General features: G+C 64.5%; 18 protein-coding genes, 1 pseudogene and 1 riboswitch. Of the genes and pseudogenes, 9 read left to right on the forward strand and 10 right to left on the reverse strand.

Annotated elements, in window-relative coordinates:
* Nucleotides 1–2: 2 nt before the first annotated feature.
* Both ntrB and GGD61_RS02670 read right to left on the reverse strand, forming a co-directional pair.
* Nucleotides 3–842, reverse strand: a complete 840-nt coding sequence (gene ntrB, locus GGD61_RS02665; RefSeq protein WP_183230049.1) for a nitrate ABC transporter permease — start codon at nucleotides 840–842, stop codon at nucleotides 3–5.
* Between the two features lie 169 nt (nucleotides 843–1,011).
* A pseudogene (locus tag GGD61_RS02670) lies at nucleotides 1,012–2,392 on the reverse strand (CmpA/NrtA family ABC transporter substrate-binding protein).
* Between the two features lie 159 nt (nucleotides 2,393–2,551).
* Here GGD61_RS02670 and GGD61_RS02675 point away from each other — a divergent pair.
* A complete protein-coding gene (locus GGD61_RS02675) occupies nucleotides 2,552–4,492 on the forward strand; it encodes a sigma 54-interacting transcriptional regulator (protein WP_183230051.1) in 1,941 nt (646 codons plus the stop codon).
* Nucleotides 4,493–4,701: 209 nt separating this feature from the next.
* Here the strand turns inward: GGD61_RS02675 and GGD61_RS02680 are convergent, their stop codons facing one another.
* From GGD61_RS02680 to GGD61_RS02690, 3 genes are read right to left on the reverse strand one after another with little or no spacing between them, the layout of a single operon-like run.
* Entirely contained in the window at nucleotides 4,702–5,580 is an 879-nt protein-coding gene (locus tag GGD61_RS02680; protein ID WP_183230053.1) for a sulfurtransferase, read from the reverse strand.
* A 52-nt stretch (nucleotides 5,581–5,632) separates the two neighbouring features.
* Complete coding sequence (locus GGD61_RS02685) at nucleotides 5,633–6,745, reverse strand: acyl-CoA dehydrogenase family protein (RefSeq protein WP_183230055.1); 1,113 nt, start codon at nucleotides 6,743–6,745, stop codon at nucleotides 5,633–5,635.
* Nucleotides 6,746–6,780: 35 nt separating this feature from the next.
* Nucleotides 6,781–7,323 carry an OsmC family protein gene (locus GGD61_RS02690; protein WP_183230331.1) on the reverse strand — a complete coding sequence of 181 codons (543 nt, stop codon included), beginning with the start codon at nucleotides 7,321–7,323 and terminating at the stop codon, nucleotides 6,781–6,783.
* A gap of 246 nt (nucleotides 7,324–7,569) precedes the next feature.
* Here GGD61_RS02690 and GGD61_RS02695 point away from each other — a divergent pair, with 246 nt between their 5' ends.
* On the forward strand, nucleotides 7,570–8,238 hold the full coding sequence (locus GGD61_RS02695; RefSeq protein ID WP_183230057.1) for a TetR/AcrR family transcriptional regulator: 669 nt from the start codon (nucleotides 7,570–7,572) through the stop codon (nucleotides 8,236–8,238).
* Between the two features lie 180 nt (nucleotides 8,239–8,418).
* On the opposite strand, the gene GGD61_RS02700 is transcribed toward GGD61_RS02695, so the two are convergent.
* A complete protein-coding gene (locus tag GGD61_RS02700) occupies nucleotides 8,419–9,963 on the reverse strand; it encodes an alpha/beta fold hydrolase (RefSeq protein WP_183230059.1) in 1,545 nt (514 codons plus the stop codon).
* 207 nt (nucleotides 9,964–10,170) lie between these two features.
* Here GGD61_RS02700 and GGD61_RS02705 point away from each other — a divergent pair, with 207 nt between their 5' ends.
* On the forward strand, nucleotides 10,171–11,148 hold the full coding sequence (locus GGD61_RS02705) for an NADPH:quinone oxidoreductase family protein (protein ID WP_183230061.1): 978 nt from the start codon (nucleotides 10,171–10,173) through the stop codon (nucleotides 11,146–11,148).
* A gap of 10 nt (nucleotides 11,149–11,158) precedes the next feature.
* A complete protein-coding gene (locus GGD61_RS02710) occupies nucleotides 11,159–11,911 on the forward strand; it encodes a hypothetical protein (RefSeq protein WP_183230063.1) in 753 nt (250 codons plus the stop codon).
* 40 nt (nucleotides 11,912–11,951) lie between these two features.
* Here GGD61_RS02710 and GGD61_RS02715 read toward each other — a convergent pair whose 3' ends face one another.
* Nucleotides 11,952–13,391, reverse strand: a complete 1,440-nt coding sequence (locus GGD61_RS02715) for a DUF1254 domain-containing protein (RefSeq protein WP_183230065.1) — start codon at nucleotides 13,389–13,391, stop codon at nucleotides 11,952–11,954.
* A gap of 362 nt (nucleotides 13,392–13,753) precedes the next feature.
* Between GGD61_RS02715 and GGD61_RS02720 the strand changes: the two genes are divergently transcribed.
* Nucleotides 13,754–15,457 carry an amidohydrolase gene (locus GGD61_RS02720; RefSeq protein ID WP_183230067.1) on the forward strand — a complete coding sequence of 568 codons (1,704 nt, stop codon included), beginning with the start codon at nucleotides 13,754–13,756 and terminating at the stop codon, nucleotides 15,455–15,457.
* Nucleotides 15,458–15,599: 142 nt separating this feature from the next.
* Here GGD61_RS02720 and GGD61_RS02725 read toward each other — a convergent pair whose 3' ends face one another.
* Nucleotides 15,600–16,799: a TrmJ/YjtD family RNA methyltransferase gene (locus GGD61_RS02725; protein ID WP_183230069.1), complete on the reverse strand. Its 1,200-nt coding sequence runs from the start codon at nucleotides 16,797–16,799 to the stop codon at nucleotides 15,600–15,602.
* Nucleotides 16,800–17,148: 349 nt separating this feature from the next.
* On the opposite strand from GGD61_RS02725, the gene GGD61_RS02730 reads away from it, so the two are divergent.
* Together GGD61_RS02730 and GGD61_RS02735 are read left to right on the forward strand one after the other, a co-directional pair.
* Nucleotides 17,149–18,363, forward strand: coding sequence for an NADP-dependent isocitrate dehydrogenase (locus tag GGD61_RS02730; RefSeq protein WP_183230071.1), 1,215 nt, complete (start codon nucleotides 17,149–17,151; stop codon nucleotides 18,361–18,363).
* A 96-nt stretch (nucleotides 18,364–18,459) separates the two neighbouring features.
* A complete protein-coding gene (locus tag GGD61_RS02735; protein WP_183230073.1) occupies nucleotides 18,460–18,960 on the forward strand; it encodes a DUF3455 domain-containing protein in 501 nt (166 codons plus the stop codon).
* A 4-nt stretch (nucleotides 18,961–18,964) separates the two neighbouring features.
* On the opposite strand, the gene GGD61_RS02740 is transcribed toward GGD61_RS02735, so the two are convergent.
* Both GGD61_RS02740 and alaS read right to left on the reverse strand, forming a co-directional pair.
* A complete protein-coding gene (locus GGD61_RS02740; protein WP_183230075.1) occupies nucleotides 18,965–20,191 on the reverse strand; it encodes a cyclic nucleotide-gated ion channel in 1,227 nt (408 codons plus the stop codon).
* Between the two features lie 6 nt (nucleotides 20,192–20,197).
* Nucleotides 20,198–22,879: an alanine--tRNA ligase gene (gene alaS / locus GGD61_RS02745; RefSeq protein ID WP_026201699.1), complete on the reverse strand. Its 2,682-nt coding sequence runs from the start codon at nucleotides 22,877–22,879 to the stop codon at nucleotides 20,198–20,200.
* Between the two features lie 233 nt (nucleotides 22,880–23,112).
* Nucleotides 23,113–23,203, forward strand: a riboswitch (glycine riboswitch).
* A gap of 144 nt (nucleotides 23,204–23,347) precedes the next feature.
* Here alaS and gcvT point away from each other — a divergent pair.
* Nucleotides 23,348–24,496 carry a glycine cleavage system aminomethyltransferase GcvT gene (gene gcvT, locus GGD61_RS02750; RefSeq protein ID WP_183230077.1) on the forward strand — a complete coding sequence of 383 codons (1,149 nt, stop codon included), beginning with the start codon at nucleotides 23,348–23,350 and terminating at the stop codon, nucleotides 24,494–24,496.
* A gap of 10 nt (nucleotides 24,497–24,506) precedes the next feature.
* Nucleotides 24,507–24,875 (forward strand): glycine cleavage system protein GcvH, encoded by a 369-nt coding sequence (gcvH, locus tag GGD61_RS02755; protein WP_183230079.1) that lies wholly within the window; start codon nucleotides 24,507–24,509, stop codon nucleotides 24,873–24,875.
* Nucleotides 24,876–24,880 lie beyond the last annotated feature (5 nt).

The following is a 24,880-nucleotide window of genomic DNA, read 5'->3' on the forward strand; positions in this document are numbered from 1 at the left end:
CCCTACTCCGGAAACGTGACCATGCGCGTGAAGCGCGCCAGGATCTGGTCGAGCAGCATGCCGACGATCCCGATCAGGAGGATCGCGATGATCACGTTGGTGATCGACAGATTATTCCACTCGTTCCAGACGAAGTAGCCGATGCCGGTGCCGCCGACGAGCATTTCGGCAGCGACGATCACGAGCCAGGCGATGCCGATCGAGATGCGCATGCCGGTCAGGATCGTCGGCGCCGCCGCCGGGAGGATCACGGTGAAGGCGCGCCTGACGGTGCCGACCTCGAGCGTTCGCGCGACGTTGATCCATTCCTTGCGCACGCTGGCAACGCCGAACACGGTGTTGAGCAGCATCGGCCAGATCGAGCAGATGAAGATGACGAAGATCGCCGAGATCGAGGAATCCTTGATGGTGTAGAGCGCGAGCGGCATCCAGGCCAGCGGCGAGATCGGCTTCAGCACCTGGATGAAGGGATCGAGCGCCTTGCTGAGCAGCGGCGACATGCCGATCAGGAAGCCGAGCGGGATCGCGACCAGCACCGCGAGCAGATAGCCGGTGCCGACGCGCCCGATGGAATATGCGAGCTGAATGCCCAGCCCCTTGTCGTTCGGCCCGTTGTCGTAGAACGGCCGTCTCAGATGCTCCCAGAGCTTGGCGCCGACGTCGAGCGGCCCGGGCATCGCCGATTTGCCCTGCGTCGCGGTCAGGCCCATCAGCTTGGCATATTCGGGGCTCATCGTGGCGACGGGGCCTGTCGAGCGCGTGGCGAGATGCCAGATGCCGAGGAACGCGGCGAGCAGCGCGATGGAAACGAGACCGGCGCGGAGACGGAGGGAGGAGGTCATCGCGCAAGACCTCTCCCCATGTCGTCCCGGCGAACGCCGGGACCCATACCGCGGAATCTATCGATCGCAATCGGTGGGCGTACCGAACGACGAGTCTTCGCCAAACGTCTCCCTGGGGTTATGGGTCCCGGCGTTCGCAGGGACGACGCTTGGGAGAAAGCGCAGCCCATCACGACGACTTCCTGATCTTGAAGCTCGCGACATAGTCCTCCGGCTTGGCCGGATCGAAAGTCTTGCCCATCACCGCAAACGACTTGTACGCGCTCGCCGGCGGCGACAGGCCCATCTCGCGTCATCAGCTTCTTGGTGTCGGTGGCCAGATACACCTGCTCGGCCACCGCCTTGTAGTCGACGTCGCCCTTGATCTGGCCCCAGCGCTTCATCTGCGTCAGCATCCACACCGCAAAGGATTGCCAGGGGAACGGATCGAAATCGACGCGCTTGGCGTCGGTCTTCACGCCGCCGAGACCGTCGGCATAGGTGCCGGTCAGGACCTGTTCGAGCACCGTGACGGGCGCGTTGATGTAGTTGGCGGGCGCGATCGCCTCTGCAATCTGCTTGCGGTTCTCGGCCTTCGAGGCATAGGCGGTGGCATCGACGATGGCGCGGGTCAGCGCCGCAAAGCTGTTTGGCGCTGACGTGATGAACTCGCGGCTTGCGGCAAAGCTGCAGCAGGGATGCCCGTCCCAGATCTCCTTCGACAACAGATGCATGAAGCCGACGCCGTCATAGATCGCGCGCTGGCAGATGTTGTCGGGCGCGAGGAAGCCGTCGATGTTGTCGGCACGCAAATTGGCGACCATCTCCGGCGGCGGCACCGAGCGCAGCTGCACGTCGGTATCGGGATCGAGACCATGCTCGGCGAGATAGTAGCGCAGCAGGTAATTGTGCATGGAATAGTCGAAGGGGATGGCGAATTTCAGGCCCTTCCAATCCTTGGGGTCGCGCTTGTCCTTGTGCTTGGCCGCCAGCACGATGCCCTGCCCGTTGATGTTCTCGATCGCGGGCACCGCAAACGGGATGGCGTTTGCGCCCAGGCCGAGCGAGATCGCGATCGGCATCGGCGCCAGCATATGCGCGGCGTCGTATTCCTTGTTGATGGTCTTGTCGCGGATCACGGCCCAGCCGGCGGTCTTGACCACTTCGACATTGAGTCCGTGCCTGGAGTAAAAGCCCATCGGCGCCGCCATGATGATGGGCGTGGCGCAGGTGATCGGAATGAACCCGACCTTGAGGTCCTTCTTCTCGGGCGTACCGGCCTGCGCGAACACCTCGGTCGCCGTCTTGAGCGGGAAGAACTGTGACAGTGCAGCAAGCGCAGTCGATGCGCCGACCGACTTCAGGAAGGCACGCCGCGCCACGTCCTGCGGAAACATCGCGCGCATCACCGCGGAGGCGACGACGCCCTCGTAACGCTTCTCTTGGCTTTCGACCGGTTCGCAATGCAGAGCCATCGCCTGCTCGTGCTCCGCCGCAGAGCGATGCTGGCCGCAGATACAGCCGGCTCGAAGGTTGCGATCGGGATCAAACGGATTGTCGAACGTGGACATCGGCCCTCCTGCGCGTCATTGCGGGGAGAATTACGCAAGGAGCATGCCACGACCCTAGAAGCGGCCAGCGCCTTGATGACGCAGTAATTTCGCCTGCGCTTGGCCACTACGAAAACTCGTGATAAACGAGATTTCGTAGTTCAATTACGAGATTTCGCAATGGCAACGACGCCAATGCCCATCCACGATGATGTGGCTTCCGCCATCGACCCGCGCATCGCGGCGTTCGAATCCTCCGTCGAGGCGACGCTTCTGGTCGACCCCTACGGCGACCAGATCGTCGATGCCAATCCCGCCGCCTGTGCTCTTCTCGGCTACGACCGCGCCCTGCTGCGGCAGACCCGGGCCAGCACGCTCCATGCCGGCGAGCTTCCCGCCCTTACCGTCTTCACCCAGGCCGTGCTGCACAAGGGCGCCTATTGGACCACGGCGCTCAATCCCCGCCATGCCACGGGGCAAGATCTCCGGCTCGAATACGCCGGCTGCCTGCTGCCGCATGACGGCCGCACGCTGCTGCTGCTGACGCTGACCGATCTCGAAGCGCGCCGCCGGCGCAATGTCGATGCCGCCGCCGAAGACCACATGCGCGGCGGCATTTCGACCTGGCAGCGGGTCGAGCGCGTGTTTCAGGACATCGAACGCGAGAACCAGCTGATCCTGCGCGCCGCCGGCGAAGGCATCTATGGCGTGAACGCGGAAGGCAAGACCACCTTCGTCAATCCCGCGGCCGAGCGCATGCTCGGCTGGACCGCCGAAGAGCTGGTCGGCAAGGAGATCCACCCGATCGTCCACCACACCCATCACGACGGCCGCCACTATCACAACCACGATTGCCCGATCTATGCGGCGTTCCGCGATGGCGCCGTGCACCAGGTCGACGGCGAGGTGTTTTGGCGCAAGGACGGCTCGCCCGCCTGGGTCGAATACACATCGACTCCGATCCGCGATCGCGGCGTCGTGGTCGGCGCCGTCGTGGTGTTTCGCGACGTCAGCCAGCGCCGCGAGGCCGACGAGAAGCTGCACGCCGCCCTTGCCGAGGTCGACCGCCTGCGCGAACGGCTGGAGCTGGAAAACGCCTATCTCCAGGAAGAAATCCGCATCGAGACCAATCCGCGCGGCATCATCGGTCAAAGCGAGGCGATCCAGAAGACGTTGCGGCAGGTCAAGCTGGTGGCGCCGACCACCGCGGCGGTGATGATCAACGGCGAATCCGGCACCGGCAAGGAGCTGATCGCGCGCGCCATCCACGAGGACTCCACCCGCAGCGACCGGCCGCTGATCCGCGTCAATTGCGCCGCGATCCCGCGCGAATTGTTCGAGAGCGAGTTCTTCGGCCATGTCCGAGGCGCCTTCACCGGGGCGACGCGCGACCGCATCGGCCGCTTCGAGCTCGCCGACGGCGGCACGCTGTTCCTCGACGAGGTCGGCGAGATTCCGCTCGAACTCCAGGGTAAGCTGCTGCGCGTGCTGCAGGAAGGCCATTTCGAGCGCGTCGGCGAGGCGCGCACCCGCGCGGTCGACGTTCGTGTCATCGCCGCGACCAATCGCGATCTCAAGCAGGAGGTCCAGCGCGGCCGCTTTCGCGAAGACCTCTATTTCCGCCTCAACGTGTTCCCGATCGAGACCGTCCCCTTGCGCGAGCGGCGCGAGGACATTCCGCTGCTCGCCCAGCACTTCCTGACGCGCGAGAGCAAGGCGTTGAAGTCGAATTTGCGCCTGTCGGAGGGCGACGCGCGGCGGCTGACCCGCTACGACTGGCCCGGCAATGTCCGCGAACTGCAGAACGTGATCGAGCGCGCCGCGATCCTGTCGCAGAACGGCCGCCTGCGCATCGATCTGCCTGACGCCTCCGGCGCGCAAGCGCCTAGCGGTGCCGCTCGCCAGAAGCTCGACGCGCGTCCCGCCGTCATGACGTCGTCGGAAATGCGCGACCACGAGCGCGCCAACATTTTGGCCGCGCTCGAGGCCTGTGCTGGAAAAGTCTTCGGCCCCGGCGGCGCGGCCGAGATGCTGGACATCAAGCCGACCACCCTGGCCTCGCGGATCAAGGCGCTGGGAATTGCGCCGCGTTCGCGGACTGGCCTCAACGGTTTGGCATGAAGCGATCAGCTTCGATGCTGGCCACGGGCTCATTTCAACTCTCCCGCTTGCGTGGGAGGTCGGCACGAAGCGCCGGGTGGGGGCTCTCTCCACACTGGGAATCCCGCTGAGGAGACACCCCACCCCAACCCTCCCCCGCAAGCGGGAGAGGCAGTGCACTTCCTTCGTGGCAACACGGCCCGATCTAGTCAGGCTGGATGGAAGCGCGCTCACGCCGCCTTGGTCGTCACCCCCGATGCAATCGGCAATCCCTGCTCGATCGGCAGCGATGGATCGCGCGACCATTCGTTCCAGGAGCCGAAATACATCCGCACGTCCTTCACGCCGGCATTCTTCAGCGCCAGGAAGGTGTTCGAGGCGCGCGCGCCCTTGAAGCAATAGAGATAGACCGGCGTCGTCGGCGAGATGCCCACGGTGGCGCATTCGGCCAGGATCTCGTCCTTGGACTTGAAGCGGGGCCCTTCCGCGGTCGGCTTCATCATGCGGTACCATTCGAGCCACACCGCGCCGGGGATGCGGCCCTTGCGCGGGCAGAAATCCTTTCCATAGGGCGAAGAGCTGTCGCCGATCCATTCATCGACATCGCGCACGTCGAGAATGGAGATGCCGGGCTTGCCGACCGCGGCAAGCATGGTCTTCGCATCGATCAGGATATCGCCGGCTTCCGGCACGACCGCGAACGAGGCCTTCGCCGGTACCGGGACATCCTTGGTCACCGGAAGACCCGCGGCCGACCACGCGTCGAAGCCGCCATGCAGCACCTTCACCTTGGGATAGCCGAGCATGGTGAGCAGATAGTAGCCGCGGCAGGACTGGCCGAAGCCGGAATTCATCGACTGCTCGTAGATCACCGCGGTCTCCTTGCCGGAGAGGCCGGCGGCACCGAAGGCGTCGGCGAATTTGATCTTCAGCTCGCTCATGCCTTCCGGCGTCGAGGTCGCAAGAAACGTGAAGATCTCGTGCACGTTCACGGCGCCCGGCAGGTGCCCGGCGCCATAGGCGTCGGGATTGCGGGTGTCGATGACGACACAGGGTTCGAGCTTCAAGAGATCGGCAAGTTCGCTGGCAGAGATCAGAACGTCCGTCATTGGCAGCCTCTCCGTTGAGGTTAAGTGGTCTTCTGGGGTGGACTCGTGAAGCTCAGTAATCGGCGAGCATCTTGCGCAGCTGCTTGGTGGCCGGCGTGACGATCGCGACGAAATAGGCCTCGCGCAGCCGTCGCTGCGCGCGGTGACTCCTGAGATAGCCGCGTGCGCCACAATGCAGCATCGCCGCATGCGCCGCCGCGACGCTGGCCTCGCCGGCGCGAAGCCTCAGCGCGATCACCTTGCGCCAGTAGGTCTCGTCCTCGTTGTAGGGATCGCGCGCCAGCGCCATGGTCTCGGCCTCGAGCTCGGCAGCGAGATCGCGGAAATGCACCGGCTGCTGCGGCAGATAGCGGTTGATATGGCCGAGCGGACTTCCGACCTCATCCATGATGTTGATGCAATCGCGGATCACGCCCAGCGCCATGCCGGCCTGCAGCAGGATGAACCCGGCGCGGATCTTCTTCACGAAGGGCGCCGCAGGATCAGCGAGGATCAGCTCGTCCGGCACGAAGGCGTCGCGGAACTGCACGCCATAGGTGCCGGTGCCATCCATCGCGAGGAACGGCTTGCACGGCGTCAGCGTGATCGCGGGATACGAGCAGTCGGCCAGGAACATCACAGTACCTTCATCCTCCTCACGCTCGAAGATGGTGCCGAAATAATGATCGGGGCCGAGATTGGAGACCCAGGGCAGCGCGCCGCGCACGATATAGCCGCCCTCGACCTTCTTGCCTTTCAGCTTCAGTTTCTCGATCCCGAAAAAGCTCTTCATCGGGTTGGAGAGCCCGGTGCCGCCGAGCACGCGGCCGGTCGAGAACGCATCGCCGAAACGTTTTGCCAGCTTCAGATTGGTCGAGTTGGCCACGTACCAGACCAGCGTGTTCTGGCACCAGGCCATGAAGGCCGTGGCGCCGCAAACCTCGCCGATCGCAGCCATCGCCTGGATCGCGCAGCGCAGATCCGCGGGACCTTCGTGCGGCACGTGACTGCCCCAGGCGCCGACCGCGCCGAACTTGCGCAGCACCTCGGCGGGATAGACCGAGCCGTCGTCGATGCCGGCGGCAAGCGGCGCGAGATCTTCGCGCGCGATCCGCGCCACCTCCCCTGCAATGGACGGTGCGGGCTGATCCAAAACCTCGGCCCGCGATAAAGCCAGTGACCCCATGATCGTCTCCCGCACCTTGTCCTGGTTGCTAACAGCTAGATGCCGACCTCGAGATTGACCGGCCGGGTGAAGGTGTTGGCGACCGGCGACCATTTCTTCACATGGGCGACCAGCGCGTTGATCTCGTCTTGCGAGACGCCCTCGCATTCCATGTCGACCTTGACCCGCACATCGGTGAAGCCGACCGGCTTGTCCGAGGTGTCGCCAGTGCCCCAGACCGCGGTGATGTTGAGGTCGCCTTCGAGCTCGAGCTCTAGCTTGTTGACGATCCAGCCGCGATGCACGGCGTTGGCGTGCAGGCCAACGGCGAGGCACGAGCCGAGCGCAGCAAGCGAGGCTTCCGACGGATTGGGCGCGGTGTCGTCGCCCAGCAGCCCCGGCGGCTCGTCGACGATATAGGGCTGCAGATTGCGGATGTAGTTGGCGTGACGGAATTTGCCTTCCGCGACCGTCTTGCATTTCAAGGTCTTGACGACCTTCGGATTGGCCTTGCCGCTCGCGATCAGTTGCTCGAGGCCATTCTTGTCGATGGGCGCAAGGCACCCCGTCAGCACTGTCTTTTGAACGACGGCAGTCATCATCTTCTCCCTGGCAGCCGTGGAAAACGGCAGGATACCGAACGGTCTGTTTCCTTGCATGGAGCGTGCCAGACGAGACCGAAAACGAAATGCGAGGCATTGGAGCCGCTTAGCGATGGCTGCCTGCGGATTGATCAGCCGCGCTCTGCTCAAAGGTCATGCAGATGAGATCGCCAGTGCGAATCTTTTTAGCGCGGAGCAGATGCGACTTGATGATACCGCGCGGCTGCGATTAAGTTGCAATCCATGGCCAAACCTTCACTGAACAAGCCTTCACTGAACAAGATGTCGTCGAAGAAGAACGCGCCGCATTCAGGCGGCGGCGATGACGAATCCGCGCGCGGGCGCCTGCTCAGTGCCGCCTCGCATCTGTTTTGCAAGAACGGAATCAACGCCACCGGCATCGATGCGATCATCGAGGAGGCCGGCACCGCGAAGACCACGCTTTACAAATTGTTCGGCTCCAAGACCAACCTCGTCAACGCGGTGCTGGAGAGCGAAGGCAAGCAATGGCGCGAATGGTTCATCGGCGCCATGGAAGACGGCGGCGGCGATGCGCAGGCGAAACTGGCGCGCATCTTTCCGGCCCTGAAGAGCTGGTTTGCCGAAGAGCGCTTCTACGGCTGCCCCTTCATCAACGCGGTCGGCGAGCACGACAAGGACGCCAAGCAATTCCGCAACATCGCGCTGAAGCACAAGAAGATCGTGCTCGGCCACATCGAGAAGCTCGCCGCCGAGCTGGGCTCGAGCGAGCCCGCAATGCTCGCGCATCAGCTCGGCCTCATCATCGACGGTGCCATCGTCGCCGCGATGATCTCGCGCGACCCAGGCGTGGCCGATACAGCGGCACTCACGGCCGGGCCCCTGCTCGGCCAGTCCAAGGCGAAGAAGAAGCGTGAGCTCGAGGCGGTATGATCGCTCTCACGTCGTAGCCCGCGGAGCAAAGCGGAAGGCGGGGACACTGTCCCGGATTGCCTTTCGCTCCATCGGGGCTACGATGACTTCGTAGGGTGGGCAAAGGCGCAAAGCGCCGTGCCCACGATCTGCCTCGGTCCTTCTCGAACGACGTCGTGGGCACGCTTCGCTTTGTCCACCCTACAAGATCGAGCCCTTTATAAATCGCGCGATCGCCTCGAGCACCGGCTGCTGATCACCCGCAAAAAACCAGTGATCGTTGCCGTCGAGCTCGACGAACTCCGCACCGCTGATCCGGCTCGCGATATCGCGCCCGGCCGCGATCCGCACCGCCTGGTCGCCGCGCCGGTGCAGCACCAGCGTCGGCACCGCAATCTGCGCCAGGAGATGCCGCACGTCGGCATCGCGAAAGGCCTCGAGCACGGCCGAGATGCCGCCGGGACTGGAGGCCGCACGCAATAGCCCGGCCCACCAGGCGCGGGCCCGGGGATCGCCGGCAAGACTCGGCGCAAATGTCTCGATGCCGACCGGGCCGCCCCATTGCGCGACGAGCTGCCTGCTCCAGGCGTCATACTGGCTGGCGCGCAAGGCATGCGGATAATCCTCCGACCAGCAGCCCTTGGCGAGCGCGCCGAACAGGATGAGCCCGGCGACGCGGCGCGGTTCGTCGACCGCAAATTTGATGCAGGCCAGCCCGCATTCGGAAGCGCCGAACAGCACGACGCGGCGCGAATCCGCTGCCCGCAGCACGGTGTCGATATCCTCCGCGGTGACGTCGATGCCGGGAGCCGATCCGACCCGGTCGGACAACCCGATCCCGCGACGATCGAAAACGATCAGCCGTCCAAGCTTCATCAACGACGCCAGGAACGTCCGGCTTGCAGGGCTCTCCCAGGCGCGCTCCACATGCGACACGAAACCGGGCATCACCAGGATATCGAGCGGGCCACTTCCGTAGGTCTGATACGCCAGATGCACGCCGGCACCCTTCACATAGCGCGTGGTCGGAACAGCGTGCAGCTCCGTTGCGGGACTCATGAGCGCCTCGGTCTCGGCCTCCGGCGCAATCCCGAGTTCCTCCCGCAGCCGCTGTGTCAGGGCCGCATGGTGACGCTCGGCCGCGCTGCGGTCGCCTGATAGCAGCAGGCTGCGGATCAGATACCGCCCATAGACTTCACTGAGCGGATCGAGCTCGGCCAGGCGCGCCGCATACGCGGTCGCGGCAAAATGATCGCCGGCGGCGTTCTTGTCCTGCACGAGACGCTCGAGCGCATGCATCAGCCGTCCTCTCAGCGCCTCGCGGCGAAAGAACGCCCAATCGTCGAATGCAGGACAATCGTCGAGAGCGAACCCTGCGAGAAAGTCGTCCCGATAGATCGCACAGGCTTCTTCGAAGGCGCCGCGGTCGCAGGCGCCCTCGAACAGATGGGTATCGATCGTCATCTCGACCGCCGCAGACCATCGCACGCTGGCGCGGTCGGCCTCGAAAACCTCCCGGCCAAGTGCAAGCTCGACGCGATGAAGCAGCCGCCGCAACCGCGCCCGGGCGGTTTCGGCTGACGTCTCCGGCCACAGCAGCGCGGCCAGGACCTCGCGCGCAACGGCGCCCCTGGCCTCCGCGAGATAGATCAGCAGCGCAAGAGCCTTGCGCAGGTTCAGCTTGATCGGGCGATCGCCAGCGTAGACCTCGGGAAATCCAAGCGCGTGAAGCGAGAAGACCGTCATGAAAATCCTCTCGTCCTCATCGCGCCGTTCGGGGGACGCACAGGGGACGGTCCATTGGTAGGTGTCGGACCGGATCGAGCCCGCTCGCGAGCGAAGGGTTCAGTTCCTGCATGCTGCGCCATTTGCGCCGACACCTTAAGGGAAGATCGTCATGTTCGCACGTCCGCTGCCGCGCATGTTCGCCTGTCGCAAAACGGGAGCGCCACAATGAAAGCAGTTTTGTGCCATTCGTTCACTGGACCCGGCGATTTGCGCCTCGCTGAGATCGATGTCCCCAAGCCCGCCGGCGACGAGATCCTGATCGACGTCCACGCGGCCTCCGTCAGCTTCATGGACCAGCTCTTGGTCTCGGGTCTCTACCAGATGCGGCCGCAGACGCCCTTCGTGCCCGGCACGGAAGCCTCCGGAACCGTCGTCGCGGTCGGCGACAAGGTGACAAAGTTCGCGCCCGGCGATCGCGTGACCTGCAGCAGCTGGACCGGTGGCTACGCCGAACGGATGATCGCGAAGGAGTCGAAGAGCGTGCGCCTGCCTGACGGCGTCGCGTTCGAAGCAGCGGCCACGGTGCTGCACAATTACGGCACGGCCTATTATGCACTGGTCGAGCGGGCGCGAGCCAAGCGTAGCGAAACGCTGTTCGTCACGGGCGCTGCCGGTGGGGTTGGACTGGCCGCCGTCGACCTCGGCCGTCATCTCGGCCTGCGCGTCGTCGCCGGGGTTGGCTCCGACGACAAGGCGGCCCTGGTCCGCGACTACGGCGCCAGCGCCGTCATCAACTATCGCAGCGAGGATCTGCGCGACCGGATCAAGTCGGTCACGTCAGGAGACGGCATCGATGTCGGCTTCGATAATGTCGGCGGCGCGATCTTCGAGCAGATGGCCCGGCTGATGAAATGGGGCGGACGGCTGATGCCGATCGGCTTCACCGGCGGCGAGATTACGTCCATCCCGATGAACCTGCCGCTGCTGAAGAACTATTCCATCATTGGCGTCTTTGCCGGTGCCTGGGCGGAGAAATGCCCGGACGAGAGCGCGCGGATGAACGACACGCTGATACAGTTGTTGGCGGCCGGGCAGATCCGCCCGCACATCGACCGCGTCCTTCCTTTGGAGCAGGCCGGCGAGGCCATGCGCGCCGTGGCCAACCGCACGGTTCTGGGGCGAATTGTGCTCAAGATCAGGTAGAATGCGCACCATGACAGAGATCATCATCGACAAACGCTATTGCGGCCCTCCCAATTCCGGAAACGGCGGCTATGTCTGCGGCCGGCTCGCCCGTCATATTCCGGGGCCTGCGGAAGTGACACTGCGCGCGCCGCCGCCTCTGGACACGCCGCTCGCTGCGGTCGCGACAGACGGCGACACATGGGAGCTCCGCGACGGCGACAAGGTGGTCGCGACAGGGCGCGCCGTGAGCGTCGAGCTTGCGCAGACCGAGACAGCTAACTTGCCGGAAGCCCGCGCGGCCGAATTGCTCGCACTGTTCAATCCGCACGAGCATCCGCTGCCGAACTGTTTCGTCTGCGGTCCCGCAAGGGCGAAAGGCGACGGCCTGCGCATCTTCGCCGGCCCGCTCCGCCGTCATGCGCGGAACGCCGTTCTCGCCGCGAGTTGGGCACCCGATCCGAATCTCGCCGCCGAGGATGGCCTCATCGCGCCCGAATTTCTCTGGTCCGCGCTCGACTGCCCGACCGGGTTTGCCTGCAATTACGATCAGCAGAGCGGCAGCTTCGAGAAGACCCCGCTGCTGCTCGGACGGATGTCAGCCCGCATCGAAGCCCGCCCCCACCCCGGCGAGCGCTGCATCATCACCGCCTGGCCCACCGGCCGCGACGGCCGCAAGCGCACGGCCGACGCCGCGCTTCGTGATGAAGCCGGCAGATTGCTGGCGTTGGCGCGGACGACATGGATTGCGGTGGAGCGCGAGGTACTGCTCGGGCGCCGGTGACGGTGCGTAGGGTAGGCAAAGGCGCGAAGCGCCGTGCTCCCTAGCTGCTCGTCACCTGCCGGACGGGCGGCGGCTTCCAGGTCCCGTTGATGATCGAGGGCGACTTCTCGTTCGGCCAGTACATCCGCAACATCAGCACGAACTTGCCCGCGGGCGCGGGAAGCCAATTGCTCTCCTTGTCGGGGCCCGGGTTGTCCTTCTGAATGTAGAGGTCGACCGAACCGTCGGGATTGGCTTTGAGATTCTGGCGGGCGCTGATCGACTGGCGGTTGATCGGATTGGCGACGAAGAAATAGTTCTCGTCATACATCGTGAGCGACCAGAAGCCGCCGACCGGAGGAAGCTGCCCCTTCGGAAAACGCATGACGTATTTGTTGCTGCCGACGTACTCTTTGCCATCGGCGTCCTTCTGGGATGTCGGATAGCACGCATCCTGAATCCGGTTGGCGCCGAGGCCGATGGCCGTGACAAGCGCACGGTTGAGAAAATTGGTCCCGTAAATGCCGGCTTCGCTGTCGAAGGCCCAGCCGTTGATGTTCTTGATCGCCTTGTTGACCTTGAACTGGAGCATGATGCGGTCGAATGCCACCTGCGGGACCCGCTTGGCGAAGGCAGCATCGAATTTGCTTGCGTCAAAATCCTTGCCGGGGACAAGACCGATCTTCGCGAATTTGGCGACCTCGGCCGCGTCGGCGGCGGCCGGCGGATTGCGCTTCATCAATTGCGCGAGAAGGGTGAAATAGGCCGCGGCGTCCAGGCGGTTGACCTGCTCGCGAACCGCCGTCTTCATGTCGATCGACGCATCGACCTTGCCTGCCGGGGGCGTAAAGGACTTGTCGTATGCGCTGAGCGGCACGAGCTTGAACTGGTCCTGCGCGGCGTGCACGGCCGCGTAGTCTTCCGGCGTACCGGTGCAATAGATGCGGCCCAGGATCCACACCATGCCCGTGGGTGATTTGTATTCCTTGACGCCGGCGGGAAGCGTTCCCTTCCAGCCCGGGCCGGTGATCGCATAGGTTTGCGCCTTGGTGCCGGTGGTGCGCTTGCCAGGCACCTGGAAGACATTGGTCCAGCCGTCCAGCATCGGAAATAGGAAGTAGCGGTCCTTCATGTCCGGCATGCTCAGGACCCAGGGCTCGTCTCCCACGTCGATCCAGGCCGTCGTGTAGAGCGTATCGGCATTGGGTGCCGTGACGTCCTTGAAGGTGGCATCAGGGTACTTGCGGAGCTTGACGAATTGCCCCATTGGCCCGCGCGTGCCTTCCACCGCAGCAACGTTGGTCATGACCCGGCGTGTCATCTCCATCGTCACGAGCGGATATCCGTAGATATAGGCGTCCTGGGCAAGCCAAAAATCTTCTCCGCCCTCCAGAGCCCTGACGACAAGACCATCAAACTCGGCGCGTGCGGTGCGGGAAATCGCGAGCGCCGATACTGCGGCGCTGAAGGCGGCCAGTGCTTGGCGACGGCTGATTGACATATCGAACCCTCCCTGTTGCCTCAAAACCGTAACGGGCGGGGTTCCATGTTCCTTGACATGCATCAACGAGGCGGGATGGTCTTGGGCGCAGCGCCGTTCGCTTGCCTGGGCGTGGCCGCCACGCCTGCCAACTCGTAGGGTGGGCAAAGGCGCGCAGCGCCGTGCCCACGTGTCTGCCGCGCCGTTGTTGATCGACGTCGTGGGCACGCTTCGCTTTGCCGACCCTACGAGACTAACACAGAGCGCGATCCACTTTGCCAGCATGTGGACGCTGGCAAGCCTCAGAAGCGTTGAACCGATGTTCGATCGACGATACCCTTGAAAATCTTCGTCCAGCAAAAACAAGATTCAAGGGGGACGTCATGGTTCGCAAGTTGACGGCATCTGCAATCGTTGCCACGAGCATGTGGATCGCCGGCATCGCAAGTGTCGCGGCGCAGCAACCGGAGTTCAGCGCACCTGACCTGGTCCTCATTAATGGCAAGGTTCTGACGCTGGATGAGCGATCGACGATGACGGAAGCAGTGGCCGTTGCAGACGGAAAGATTCTCGCAACCGGAACCAGTGCTTCGATAAAGGCGCTCGCCGGCGCCCGGACCCGCGTGCTCGATGTGGCTGGCAAGACCGTCATCCCCGGATTGATCGATACACACGCTCACTTCAAGGCCGCTGGTCTTGGCGACTATGTCGTCATCATGGGCCGAGCCAAGACGGTCGCCGAAGCGCTCGAGGCTATCAAGGCATTCGCTGCGAAGAAGAAGCCGGGCGAGTGGATTGTAGGTGGCGCGTGGCATCCGCCTTCACAATTGGCCGAGAAGCGATATCTGACCAAGCAGGAGATTGATAGCGTTGCTCCAGACAATCCGGTCTATCTTCGCACCGTCGGGCATTTCTCGATGGCAAACAGCATGGCTCTACAGCGGGTCGGAATCGACAAGACCACCGCGGATCCGAACGGGGGAAAGTTTGAGCGCGACGCGGCCGGTGAATTGACCGGCGTGCTGGTGGAGACGGCGATCGATCGGGTCGAGAAGGCCGTACCGCCCTGGACAGAAGACGATGAGATGCGGCAATTCACGATTGCCGAAAGTGTGCTGAACAGCTTCGGTATCACGAGCGTGGTCGAAGGCGCGACAGAGGCACGCGATATCCGCATGCTGCAGAAGCATGTCGCATCCGGGAAAGCCACATTGCGCACCGGCGTGATGTTTCGACCGGAGCCCCCGGCCGATCTGACCGCGTGGGAAGCGATCATGGCAGGCAATGGGGCCTCTTCAGGCTTTGGCGACGATTGGCTGAAGTTCGCGGGAATCAAGATCTTCTACGACGGCGGCATGACGCTGAAGACAGCGCTCATGCGCGAGGTGTATCCCGATTCACATGACAGCTATCATGGCGTTGCGCAGCAGACACCTGAGCGATTGAAACAACTCGTCTCCATCTGCCACCGATATGACTGGCGGGTCGGTGTCCACGTGGTGGGTGACCTTGGTATTGACCAGGTGCTCGATGCGTTCGAGGCCGCGGATAAGGAGAAATCAATCCGAGACCGTCGCTTCGTCCTCATTCATGCCAGCCTGATCCGGCCAGAACAGATGGAGCGGGCGCAGAAGCTGGGAGCCCGTGTCGATTTCCAGAACGCTTTCATGTGGGATAAGGCAGCGACCGTCGAACGATTTCTCGGGAAAGCGACCGCTGACCGCGCCGTACCGACCAGGACGTTAATCGAAAAAATGGGGCTCAATAGTCTCGGCGCCGGGACGGACTTTCCCGTCAACCCGATCAACCCCTTCCTCAACATGTACATCATGGTGACCAGGAAGGACCCCAACGGAAACGTCTACGGCGCGGCAGAAGCCATTACGCGCGAGCAGGCCCTGCGGCTCTACAGCAGCGCGGCGTCGCGCTACACGTTCGATGAAGCACGTAAAGGGACCATTGAGCCCGGAAAGCTTGCGGACATCGTGGTGCTCTCCGCGGATTACACGGCCGTGCCGGAGGACCAGATCAAGGACATCAAGGCGGACATGACGCTCGTGGGCGGCAAGGTCGTGTTTCAGCGCTGACGTCATCCGCTGCCGACCAGCAGGAAGTGCCGTAGGGTGGGCAAAGGCGCGTAGCGCCGTGCCCACCTTCTCTTGATGATCAGCGAGAGATGGTGGGCACGCTTCGCTTTGCCCACCCTACGAGAGCCATGCCTTACGGCACCTACATCGCTTGCTCGATCATCCCCTGCAGCCGCGCCAGCTCCGCCTCGAGATCCCGCTCCACATCCGCGGCGCGAATCTCCAGCACCCGATAGTCCCGCGCCTCGAGCCAGGCCCGCCGCGATGCGCGATCCGCTGCGATCGCTTCCCCCTCGCCCGGATTGACCAGCTCGATCGCGATCCGATGCGGGAAGGAGACGAAGTCCGGGATGTGGCGGCCGACCGGGGTCTGGCGCTTGAACTGGCCGGCGAAGCGACGGTCGCGGGTCAAAGCCTGCCAGAGCAGACGCTCGGCATCGGTCGGGTTGCGGCGAAGCAGGCGGGCGAGGCCGCGCACGGTCGAGCCGCTGTCGGGCACGCCGCCGCCCTGCCCGTGCTGGGCCAAGAGCGCGCGCAGGCGCGTCGCCTGCTCGCCGTCGAGCACGCCGCCCTTGGCCGGGCCCTTGCGTCCCTCGGCGATCGCCATGATCACCCCGTGCAGGGTGTGCATGTCCTGCTTGGTCGGCTCCATCCGACTGAAGATGTTGCGCAGGTTCACCAGCATGGTGTCGCGCTTCTCGGCCGGGCGCAAAAATTCCACCTTGTCGAGCTCGCGGATGAGGTTGTCGAAGAAGGCCTGCATCTGGTGCTGCGAGGCGCGCTCGGAGCGCTCCGGCATGGCGTGCGGCAGCTCGCCCGAGGTCATCAGCTTGAACCATTCATAGCCGACCAGCAGCACGGCCTGGGCGAGGTTGAGCGAGGCGAAGCCCGGATTGACCGGGAAGGTGATGATGCGGTTGGAGAGGCCGACCTCCTCGTTGGTCAGGCCCCAGCGCTCGCGGCCGAACAGGATACCGGCCTTGCCGCCGGTCGCGACGTGACCCGCGATCTCGCTGGCGGCTGCCTCCGGCCCCACCACCGGCTTGGCCTGGTCGTGGGGGCGAGCCGTGGTGGCGAACAGCAGGTCGAGGTCGGCGACCGCGTCTTCGACCGTGCCGAACAATTCGACCTTTTCCAGAATGTGGTCGGCACCGGCGGCGGCCCGCTGTGCCGCGATGTTGGGCCAGCCGTCCCTGGGGTTGACGATGCGCAAGGCGCCGAGCGCAAAATTGCCCATGGCGCGCGCGGCCATGCCGATGTTTTCCCCGAGCTGCGGCTCGACCAGGATCACGATGGGACCGTCGAGGGACAAACCCGCCTTGCTCTTGTCAGTCCCCGACATCTCGTTTCGCTTTCACTCTTCGTCTCAAGGCCTTGCCAGGGCACTCTCAGGAATTGATTCAAGCCAGCCTTTCCCAAGTCGTCCCTGGGCCGGCCGGCGCTGTCCGCCTCGTTTGCCTGTCCTGACGAAATTCTCAAGGGAAATAACGGGTTGGAATCGACTTTTGAATCTCCACTGGATCCTCGGATCCGGCCCTGCGGCAGGGCGGCCCTGCCCCCACGTCTGGGGAAGCTGGATGAGCTAAAAGTGCATAATCCCTTGGCTTTCGCCCGCCGCGTCTGGGTGCTAAGAGGCGGCGGATATTCCCGTGGCGCGCCAAAAGCGCCGTTCCCAAGAGGCTTCCCCGATCATGGCAAAAATCAAGGTATCCAATCCCGTCGTCGAGCTCGATGGCGACGAGATGACCCGGATCATCTGGCAGTACATCAAGGACAAGCTGATCAACCCGTTCCTGGATGTCGAGCTGATGTATTTCGACCTGGGCATGGAGTACCGCGACCACACCAACGATCAGGTCACCATCGACGCCGCCGAAGCCATCAAGAAGGTCGGCGTCGGCGTCAAGTGCGCCACCATCACCCCGGATGAAGCCCGGGTGAAGGAGTTCAACCTCAAGCAGATGTGGAAATCGCCGAACGGCACCATCCGCAACATCCTCGGCGGCTGCATCTTCCGCGAGCCGATCATCTGCAAGAACGTGCCGCGCCTGGTTCCCGGCTGGAGCAAGCCGATCATCATCGGCCGCCATGCCTATGGCGACCAGTACCGCGCCACAGACATCAAGTTCCCGGGCAAGGGCACCCTGTCGATGAAGTTCGTCGGCGAGGACGGCACCGTGATCGAGAAGGAAGTGTTCAAGGCGCCCGGCGCCGGCGTCGCCATGGAGATGTACAATCTCGACGACTCCATCATCGACTTCGCCCGCGCCTCGTTCAATTACGGCCTGCTGCGCAACTATCCGGTCTACCTCTCGACCAAGAACACGATTCTGAAGGTCTATGACGGCCGCTTCAAGGACATCTTCCAGGACATCTTCGACCGCGAGTTCAAGAAGGAGTTCGACGCCAAGGGCCTGACCTACGAGCACCGCCTGATCGACGACATGGTGGCCTCGGCCCTGAAATGGTCCGGCGGCTATGTCTGGGCCTGCAAGAACTACGACGGCGACGTGCAGTCCGACACGGTCGCGCAGGGCTACGGCTCGCTCGGCCTGATGACCTCGGTGCTGCTCACCCCCGACGGCAAGACCGTGGAAGCCGAAGCCGCCCACGGCACGGTGACCCGCCACTACCGCGAACACCAGAAGGGCAAGGAGACCTCGACCAACTCGATCGCGTCGATCTTCGCCTGGACCCGTGGCCTCGCCCACCGTGCCAAGCTCGACAACAATGCCGAGCTCGCCAAGTTCGCCAACACGCTGGAGAAGGTCTGCGTCGACACCGTCGAGGCCGGCTACATGACCAAGGACCTCGCGCTCCTGGTCGGCGCCGACCAGCGCTGGCTCTCGACCACCGGCTTCCTCGACAAGGTCGCGGAGAACCTCACGAAAGAGTTGGCGGTCTGAGCCGACCGCAATTTCGCCCGACTGGGTCAGACATCATCACGGGCCGCGCAACCGCGCGGCCCGTTTCTTTTTGAGACCTCGCGCGGAGATGCCACCATGTTCATCAAGCTTGCCGGCCCCACCATGCTGCTCGCGGCCCTGATCGGACCGGCCGGGGCTGCCGAGCCGCTCCCCGACGCCATCGCCGCGCCGGGCGAGAGCGTCGTACTTAGCGTCCACGCCGAGGGCGCGCAGGTCTATGAGTGCAAGGCCGGCACCGACGGCAAGCTCGCATGGAGCTTCCGCGAACCGGTCGCGACGCTGCTGTCCGAGGGCAAGACAATCGGCCGCCACTATGCCGGCCCGAACTGGGAGCTCGCCGACGGCAGCGCGGTGACCGCCAAGGCCGCGGGCAACGCACCGGGCGCAACGGCGGCCGATATCCCCTGGCTGAAGCTGGACGTAACCGCCCGCCGCGGCAGCGGTGTACTGACGCCGGTGACGACCGTGCAGCGCATCAACACCCATGGCGGCAAGCTCGACGGCACGTGCGACAAGGCCGGCGAGTTCAGGAGCGCACCCTACTCGGCCGAGTATGTTTTCCTGAAGAAAGGCTGACCGCTCAGCGGTCGGTCCCGTCTTTCTCCGCCTGCGCCAATTCCGCGAGCGCGAGATCGCCGCTGTCGGCAAGCCGTGCCTTGGCGGTGGTGTGGACGTGGTCGGCGAGCGTCGGCATCCGTTCGATCAAAGCGTGAAAATCCTGGGCGTCGAGCACCAAAAGGCGCGTCTTGCGCGTCGCGGTCACCGTGCCGCTGCGCTTTGTTTTATGCAGCAGCGCGATCTCGCCGAAGAAGGTGCCGTCCGTGAGGTGCACATGCTGGCTCGGCAGCGCGATCTCGACCTCGCCGGCGGTGATGAAATACATCGACGAGGCCACATCGCCACGGCGGACCAATATCTCGCCCTGCTCGATGGTGCGCGCGCGCAACAGCCGCATGATGTCGGCGATCTCCGCGGCAGACAGATGCGAGAACAGCGGCACCCGCGCCAGCATGCCCCAGGTGACGACGAAATCGCGCCGCTTCACCTCTTCGGCGAAGGCGGTGGAGATGATCGCGACCGGCAGCGCGATCATGGCGAAGCCTGAGATGATGGCGAAGGTGGAGACCAGCTTGCCGAGCGGCGTCACCGGCACGACGTCGCCATAGCCGACGGTGCCGAGCGTCACGATCGCCCACCACATCGCCTGCGGGATGGTGCCGAGCTTGTCCGGCTGCACGTCGCGCTCGATGGCGTAGAGCAGCGAGGCGAAAGTCAGGACCGCACCGATCAGGATGACGATGCAGCCGATCAGCGCGCGACGCTCGGCATGCACGGCGGCGAGCAGCGAGCGCATCGCCGGCGAATAGCGGATCAGCTTGAAGAACGGCAGCACCCCGAGCGCCGCCAGCGTCGCGTGCCGGCCGGTGGCGAGCACGATTGCCGCCGGCAGGAACGCCATGAGGTCGATGACGCCGAGCGCGGAGAAGGCATAGCCCAGCCGGTCGGACAGCGCGGAGCCCTTGCGCTGGGTGTGGCCCGCCACGGTCCACAGCCGCGCCAGATATTCCAGCGCGAACACGATCACGGACAGGACGGTGATGGCCGAGAACACCGTGCCGAACTGGGCGTCCAGCTCCGGCACCGAGGCGAGGATCATCGCGGCCACATTGAGCACGATGACGCCGATGATGATCTGGATGAAGCGCGATCCGGCTGAATAAGCCAGCGGATCGTGCTCCAGCAATTCGTAGAGGCGATCCCTCAAATTGGGATCGCGAAGTCCACGCCCTCGCAGACCGGGGCGCATGGCCGTTTACGCGCCTGCCATTGCTTTTTCGATCGCCGCCAGCGCCTCGGTCGCCTTGGCCCCGTCAGGGCCGCCGGCCTGCGCCATGTCGGGCCGGCCACCGCCGCCCTTGCCGCCGAGCGCCTCGGAGGCAACGCGCACGAGGTTGACCGCGTTGAAGCGCGCGGTGAGATCCGCGGTGACGCCGACCACGATGCCGGCCTTGCCGTCCTCGGTGACGCCGACGATGGCGACCACGCCGGAGCCGATCTGCTTCTTGCCGTCGTCGGCGAGGCTTTTGAGATCCTTCATCTCGATGCCCTCGACCGCGCGCGCCATCAGCTTGACGTTGCCGATTTCGCGCACGCCTGAAGCTGCGCCATTGCTGCCGGCCGAAGCGCCGCCGCCCATCGCCAGCTTCTTGCGGGCGTCGGAGAGCTCGCGCTCGAGCTTCTTGCGCTCCTCCATCAGCGCGGTGATGCGCGCCGGGACGTCGTCGAGCGAGGTGCGCAGCTCGTTCGCCGCGGTCTTGGCCAGCGCCATGGTCTCGTTGGCGTGCCTGCGCGCATAATTGCCGGTCAGCGCCTCGATGCGGCGCACGCCCGAAGCAACCGCGCTCTCGCCGGTGAGCGTGATCAGGCCGATGTCGCCGGTGCGCTTGACATGGGTGCCGCCGCAGAGCTCGACCGACCAGCCGAGCGCGTTGGCGCCGCGCTCACGCGCGGTCCGGCCCATCGAGACGACGCGGACTTCATCACCGTATTTCTCGCCGAACAGCGCGCGCGCCCCGGCCTCGCGGGCCTCGTCGACGCCCATCACACGCGTGGTGACCTCGTCATTCTCCAGCACCACGTCGTTGGCGATGTCCTCGACGCGGGCCAGCTCCTCTGCCGTGATCGGCTTCGGATGCACGAAGTCGAAGCGCAGGCGATCCGGCGCGACCATCGAGCCGCGCTGGGCGATGTGGTCGCCGAGCACCTGGCGCAGCGCCTCGTGGATGAGATGCGTCGCCGAATGATGCGCCCGAATCGAGGAGCGCCTGGAATGATCGACCTCGAGCTGCAGCGCGGTGCCGAGCTTCAGCTCGCCGCTCTCCACGTTGCCGACATGCACGAAGAAATCGCCGAGCTTCTTCTGCGTGTCGGTGACGCGAAACTTGATGCCGCCCTCGCCCGTGAGCACGCCGGTGTCGCCGACCTGGCCGCCTGATTCCGCGTAGAACGGCGTCTGGTTCAGCACGATCGCACCGGTGTCGCCGGCCTTCAGGCTGGCGACCTCTGCACCGTCCTTCACCAGCGCCGACACCACGCCTTCGGCGCTCTCGGTCTCGTAGCCGAGGAATTCGGTGGCGCCGAGCTTTTCGCGCAGCGGGAACCAGATCGCCTCGGACGCAGCTTCCCCGGACCCCTTCCAGGACTCGCGCGCCTTGGCCTTCTGGCGCTCCATTGCGTCGGTGAACGCAGCTTGATCCACGCCGATGCCGCGCGACTTCAGCGCGTCCTGCGTCAGGTCGAGCGGGAAGCCGTAGGTGTCGTACAGCGTGAAGGCGACGTCGCCGTCGAACATGTCGCCCTTTTTCAAGGACGCGCTCTTCTCGTCGAGGATGGCAAGGCCACGCGAAAGCGTCTTGCGGAAGCGGGTCTCTTCCAGCCGCAGCGTTTCCTCGATCAGGTTCTCCGCGCGCATCAGGTCGGGATAGGCCTGGCCCATCTCGCGCACCAGCGCCCAGACCAGGCGGTGCATCAGCGGCTCCTTGGCACCGAGCAGCTGCGCATGGCGCATCGCGCGGCGCATGATCCGGCGCAGCACATAGCCGCGGCCCTCGTTCGAGGGCAGCACGCCGTCCGCGACCAGGAAGGCCGAGGAACGCAAATGGTCGGCGATGACGCGGAACGAGGCGACGGTCTGCTCATTCGGCCCGCTGCCGAGCGCGGACGATGTCGCATCGATCAAATGACGGAACAGGTCGGTCTCGAACACGCTGTCGACCCCCTGCATGATGCAGGCCATGCGCTCGAGGCCCATGCCGGTGTCGATCGAGGGACGCGGCAGATCCACGCGCTCCTCCTTCGTCACCTGCTCATATTGCATGAACACGAGATTCCAGAATTCGAGGAAGCGGTCGCCGTCCTCCTCCGGGGAGCCCGGAGGGCCGCCCCAGATGTGATCGCCACGGTCGATGAAGATCTCCGAGCACGGGCCGCACGGACCGGTATCCCCCATTGCCCAGAAATTGTCGGAGGTCGGAATGCGGATGATGCGGTCGTCGGAGAACCCGGCGATCTTCTTCCAGAGCCCGTGCGCCTCGTCGTCGGTGTGGTAGACGGTGACGAGCAGCTTGTCCTTGTTGAGCCCGAAATCCTTGGTGATCAGCTTCCAGGCGAGCTCGATCGCGCGCTCCTTGAAGTAGTCGCCGAACGAGAAGTTGCCGAGCATCTCGAAGAAGGTGAGATGGCGCGCGGTGTAGCCGACATTGTCGAGGTCGTTGTGCTTGCCGCCGGCGCGCACGCATTTCTGCGACGTGGTGGCGCGCTGATAGGGCCGCTTCTCGACGCCGGTGAAGACGTTCTTGAACTGCACCATGCCGGCATTGGTGAACATCAACGTCGGATCGTTGCGCGGCACCAATGGCGAGGACGACACGATCTCGTGGCCGTTCTCGGCAAAGAAGTTCAGAAAGGTCGACCTGATCTCGTTGACGCCGCTCATGTTCATCCAATCGGGTGTGCTTGGACCCGCTATAGGCCATCCAAACCTGACATTTAGGCTGATATCTGCGGGCCACAGCGCTTTTAGACAAGGCCAGCTTCGCTGTCCAGAAACTGTGCAAGGAGATCAGAGGGTTGCGGCAGCCACTCAATCCCCGCTGCAATCCCGTTGATAGGGCAAGCGGACGCGTTGACAGGCTTGGCCCCGCTGTGGTCTGTACCCATCTGTATCGTACGGCCACGTCGGGAGAGACCGGCTTTAGGCAGCCGGCGCCGAAGGAGCAACCGCCCCGGAAACTCTCAGGCAAAAGGACCGCGTGGCTTTGACAGCATCTGGAAAGAGGCGCCGACGGGTTTAGACCCGGATGGCTCCCGCCGACGGGATAATACTCTCAGGCACAGCGACAGATGGGGCTTCGACTGGTGTCCCCAGGGAATCGTCCCGGGGGAACCGCCGAGGGCCCCTGTGATGCTAGCGCGCGACGACCAAGATTCCCTAAAACGTACGCCCCTTCATGGGCTTCATGTCTCCCTCGGCGGCAAGATGGTGCCGTTCGCGGGCTACGACATGCCCGTGCAATACCCTGCGGGCGTGCTGAAGGAGCACCTCCATACCCGAGCCTCCGCCGGCCTGTTCGACGTCTCCCATATGGGCCAGATCGCGCTCCGGCCGAAATCCGGCAGGGTCGAGGACGCCGCCCGCGCGCTGGAACGGCTGGTGCCGCAGGATATCGTGGCGATCGCGCCGGGACGGCAGCGCTACGCCCAGTTCACCAACGCCGACGGCGGCATTCTGGACGACCTGATGGTCGCCAATTTCGGCGATCACCTCTTCCTGGTTGTCAACGCCGCCTGCAAGGACGCCGACGAGGCGCATCTGCGCGCGAATCTCTCTGACGACTGCATCATCGCTTCCCTCGCGGATCGTGCGCTGATCGCGCTGCAGGGGCCGAAGGCCGAGGCGGCGCTGGCGACATTATGTGCAGAGGCGCCCGCCATGAAGTTCATGGATTCCGGCCCGCGCAAGGTGGCCGGCCTCGACTGCTTCGTCTCGCGCTCCGGCTACACCGGCGAGGACGGTTTTGAAATTTCGGTTCCCGCGGCCGATGCGGAACGTCTCGCCAAAACGCTGCTCGAAAATCCCGACGTGCTGCCGATCGGCCTGGGGGCCCGCGACAGCCTGCGGCTGGAAGCCGGGCTCTGCCTCTACGGCCACGACATCGACACCGTGACCACGCCGGTCGAGGCCGCGCTGGAATGGTCGGTGCAGAAGAGCCGCCGCAGCGGCGGCGTGCGCGCCGGCGGCTTTCCCGGTGCCGAAAAAATCCTCGCCCATTTCGACAACGGCGCGGCCCGCCGCCGCGTCGGCCTGCTCGCCCAGGGACGCGCGCCGGTGCGCGAGGGCGCGCTGCTGTTTGCGAATGACGCGGGCGGCGAGCCGATCGGACAAGTCACATCGGGCGGTTTCGGCCCAAGCCTGAATGCGCCGGTCGCGATGGGCTACGTGCCCACGAGCCAAAGCGCGCTCGGCACACAACTCTTCGCCGAGGTGCGCGGCCAGCGTCTGCCGGTCGCTGTCGCGGCCATGCCCTTCGTCAAGAACACCTACAAACGCTGAGGATTCGAGAATGACCACGACGCTGTACACCTCCGACCATGAATGGCTCGCCATCGAGGGCGACGTCGCCACCGTCGGCATCACCGACTACGCCCAGCAGCAGCTCGGTGACGTCGTGTTCGTCGAACTGCCCAAGGTCGGCCGCACGCTGAAGAAGGCGGAAGCCGCCGCCGTGGTCGAGTCCGTCAAGGCGGCCTCCGACGTGTACGCGCCCGTGACAGGCGAAGTGCTCGAGACCAACGCCGAGCTCGCGGCCGAGCCGGCGCTGGTGAACTCGGACGCGCAAGGCAAGGCGTGGTTCTTCAAGATCAAGATGGCCGACAGAAGCGAACTCGGCGGCCTCATGGATGAAGCCGCCTACCAGGCGCACACGGCTTAAGGACG

Origin of the sequence: Bradyrhizobium sp. SBR1B (genome assembly GCF_014198205.1) — a bacterium.
Taxonomy (GTDB): Bacteria; Pseudomonadota; Alphaproteobacteria; order Rhizobiales; family Xanthobacteraceae; genus Bradyrhizobium.

Coding starts and splice junctions, on each gene's coding strand:
- GGD61_RS02730 (WP_183230071.1), top strand. CDS start 17,149: ATGGCAAAAATCAAGGTATCCAATCCCGTCGTCGAGCTCGATGGCGAC.
- GGD61_RS02685 (WP_183230055.1), bottom strand. CDS start 6,745: ATGGGGTCACTGGCTTTATCGCGGGCCGAGGTTTTGGATCAGCCCGCA.
- gcvT (WP_183230077.1), top strand. CDS start 23,348: ATGCTAGCGCGCGACGACCAAGATTCCCTAAAACGTACGCCCCTTCAT.
- GGD61_RS02695 (WP_183230057.1), top strand. CDS start 7,570: ATGGCCAAACCTTCACTGAACAAGCCTTCACTGAACAAGATGTCGTCG.
- alaS (WP_026201699.1), bottom strand. CDS start 22,879: ATGAGCGGCGTCAACGAGATCAGGTCGACCTTTCTGAACTTCTTTGCC.
- GGD61_RS02690 (WP_183230331.1), bottom strand. CDS start 7,323: ATGACTGCCGTCGTTCAAAAGACAGTGCTGACGGGGTGCCTTGCGCCC.
- GGD61_RS02735 (WP_183230073.1), top strand. CDS start 18,460: ATGTTCATCAAGCTTGCCGGCCCCACCATGCTGCTCGCGGCCCTGATC.
- ntrB (WP_183230049.1), bottom strand. CDS start 842: ATGACCTCCTCCCTCCGTCTCCGCGCCGGTCTCGTTTCCATCGCGCTG.
- GGD61_RS02705 (WP_183230061.1), top strand. CDS start 10,171: ATGAAAGCAGTTTTGTGCCATTCGTTCACTGGACCCGGCGATTTGCGC.
- GGD61_RS02720 (WP_183230067.1), top strand. CDS start 13,754: ATGGTTCGCAAGTTGACGGCATCTGCAATCGTTGCCACGAGCATGTGG.
- GGD61_RS02715 (WP_183230065.1), bottom strand. CDS start 13,391: ATGTCAATCAGCCGTCGCCAAGCACTGGCCGCCTTCAGCGCCGCAGTA.
- GGD61_RS02700 (WP_183230059.1), bottom strand. CDS start 9,963: ATGACGGTCTTCTCGCTTCACGCGCTTGGATTTCCCGAGGTCTACGCT.
- GGD61_RS02725 (WP_183230069.1), bottom strand. CDS start 16,799: ATGTCGGGGACTGACAAGAGCAAGGCGGGTTTGTCCCTCGACGGTCCC.
- GGD61_RS02710 (WP_183230063.1), top strand. CDS start 11,159: ATGACAGAGATCATCATCGACAAACGCTATTGCGGCCCTCCCAATTCC.
- GGD61_RS02740 (WP_183230075.1), bottom strand. CDS start 20,191: ATGCGCCCCGGTCTGCGAGGGCGTGGACTTCGCGATCCCAATTTGAGG.
- GGD61_RS02675 (WP_183230051.1), top strand. CDS start 2,552: ATGGCAACGACGCCAATGCCCATCCACGATGATGTGGCTTCCGCCATC.
- gcvH (WP_183230079.1), top strand. CDS start 24,507: ATGACCACGACGCTGTACACCTCCGACCATGAATGGCTCGCCATCGAG.
- GGD61_RS02680 (WP_183230053.1), bottom strand. CDS start 5,580: ATGACGGACGTTCTGATCTCTGCCAGCGAACTTGCCGATCTCTTGAAG.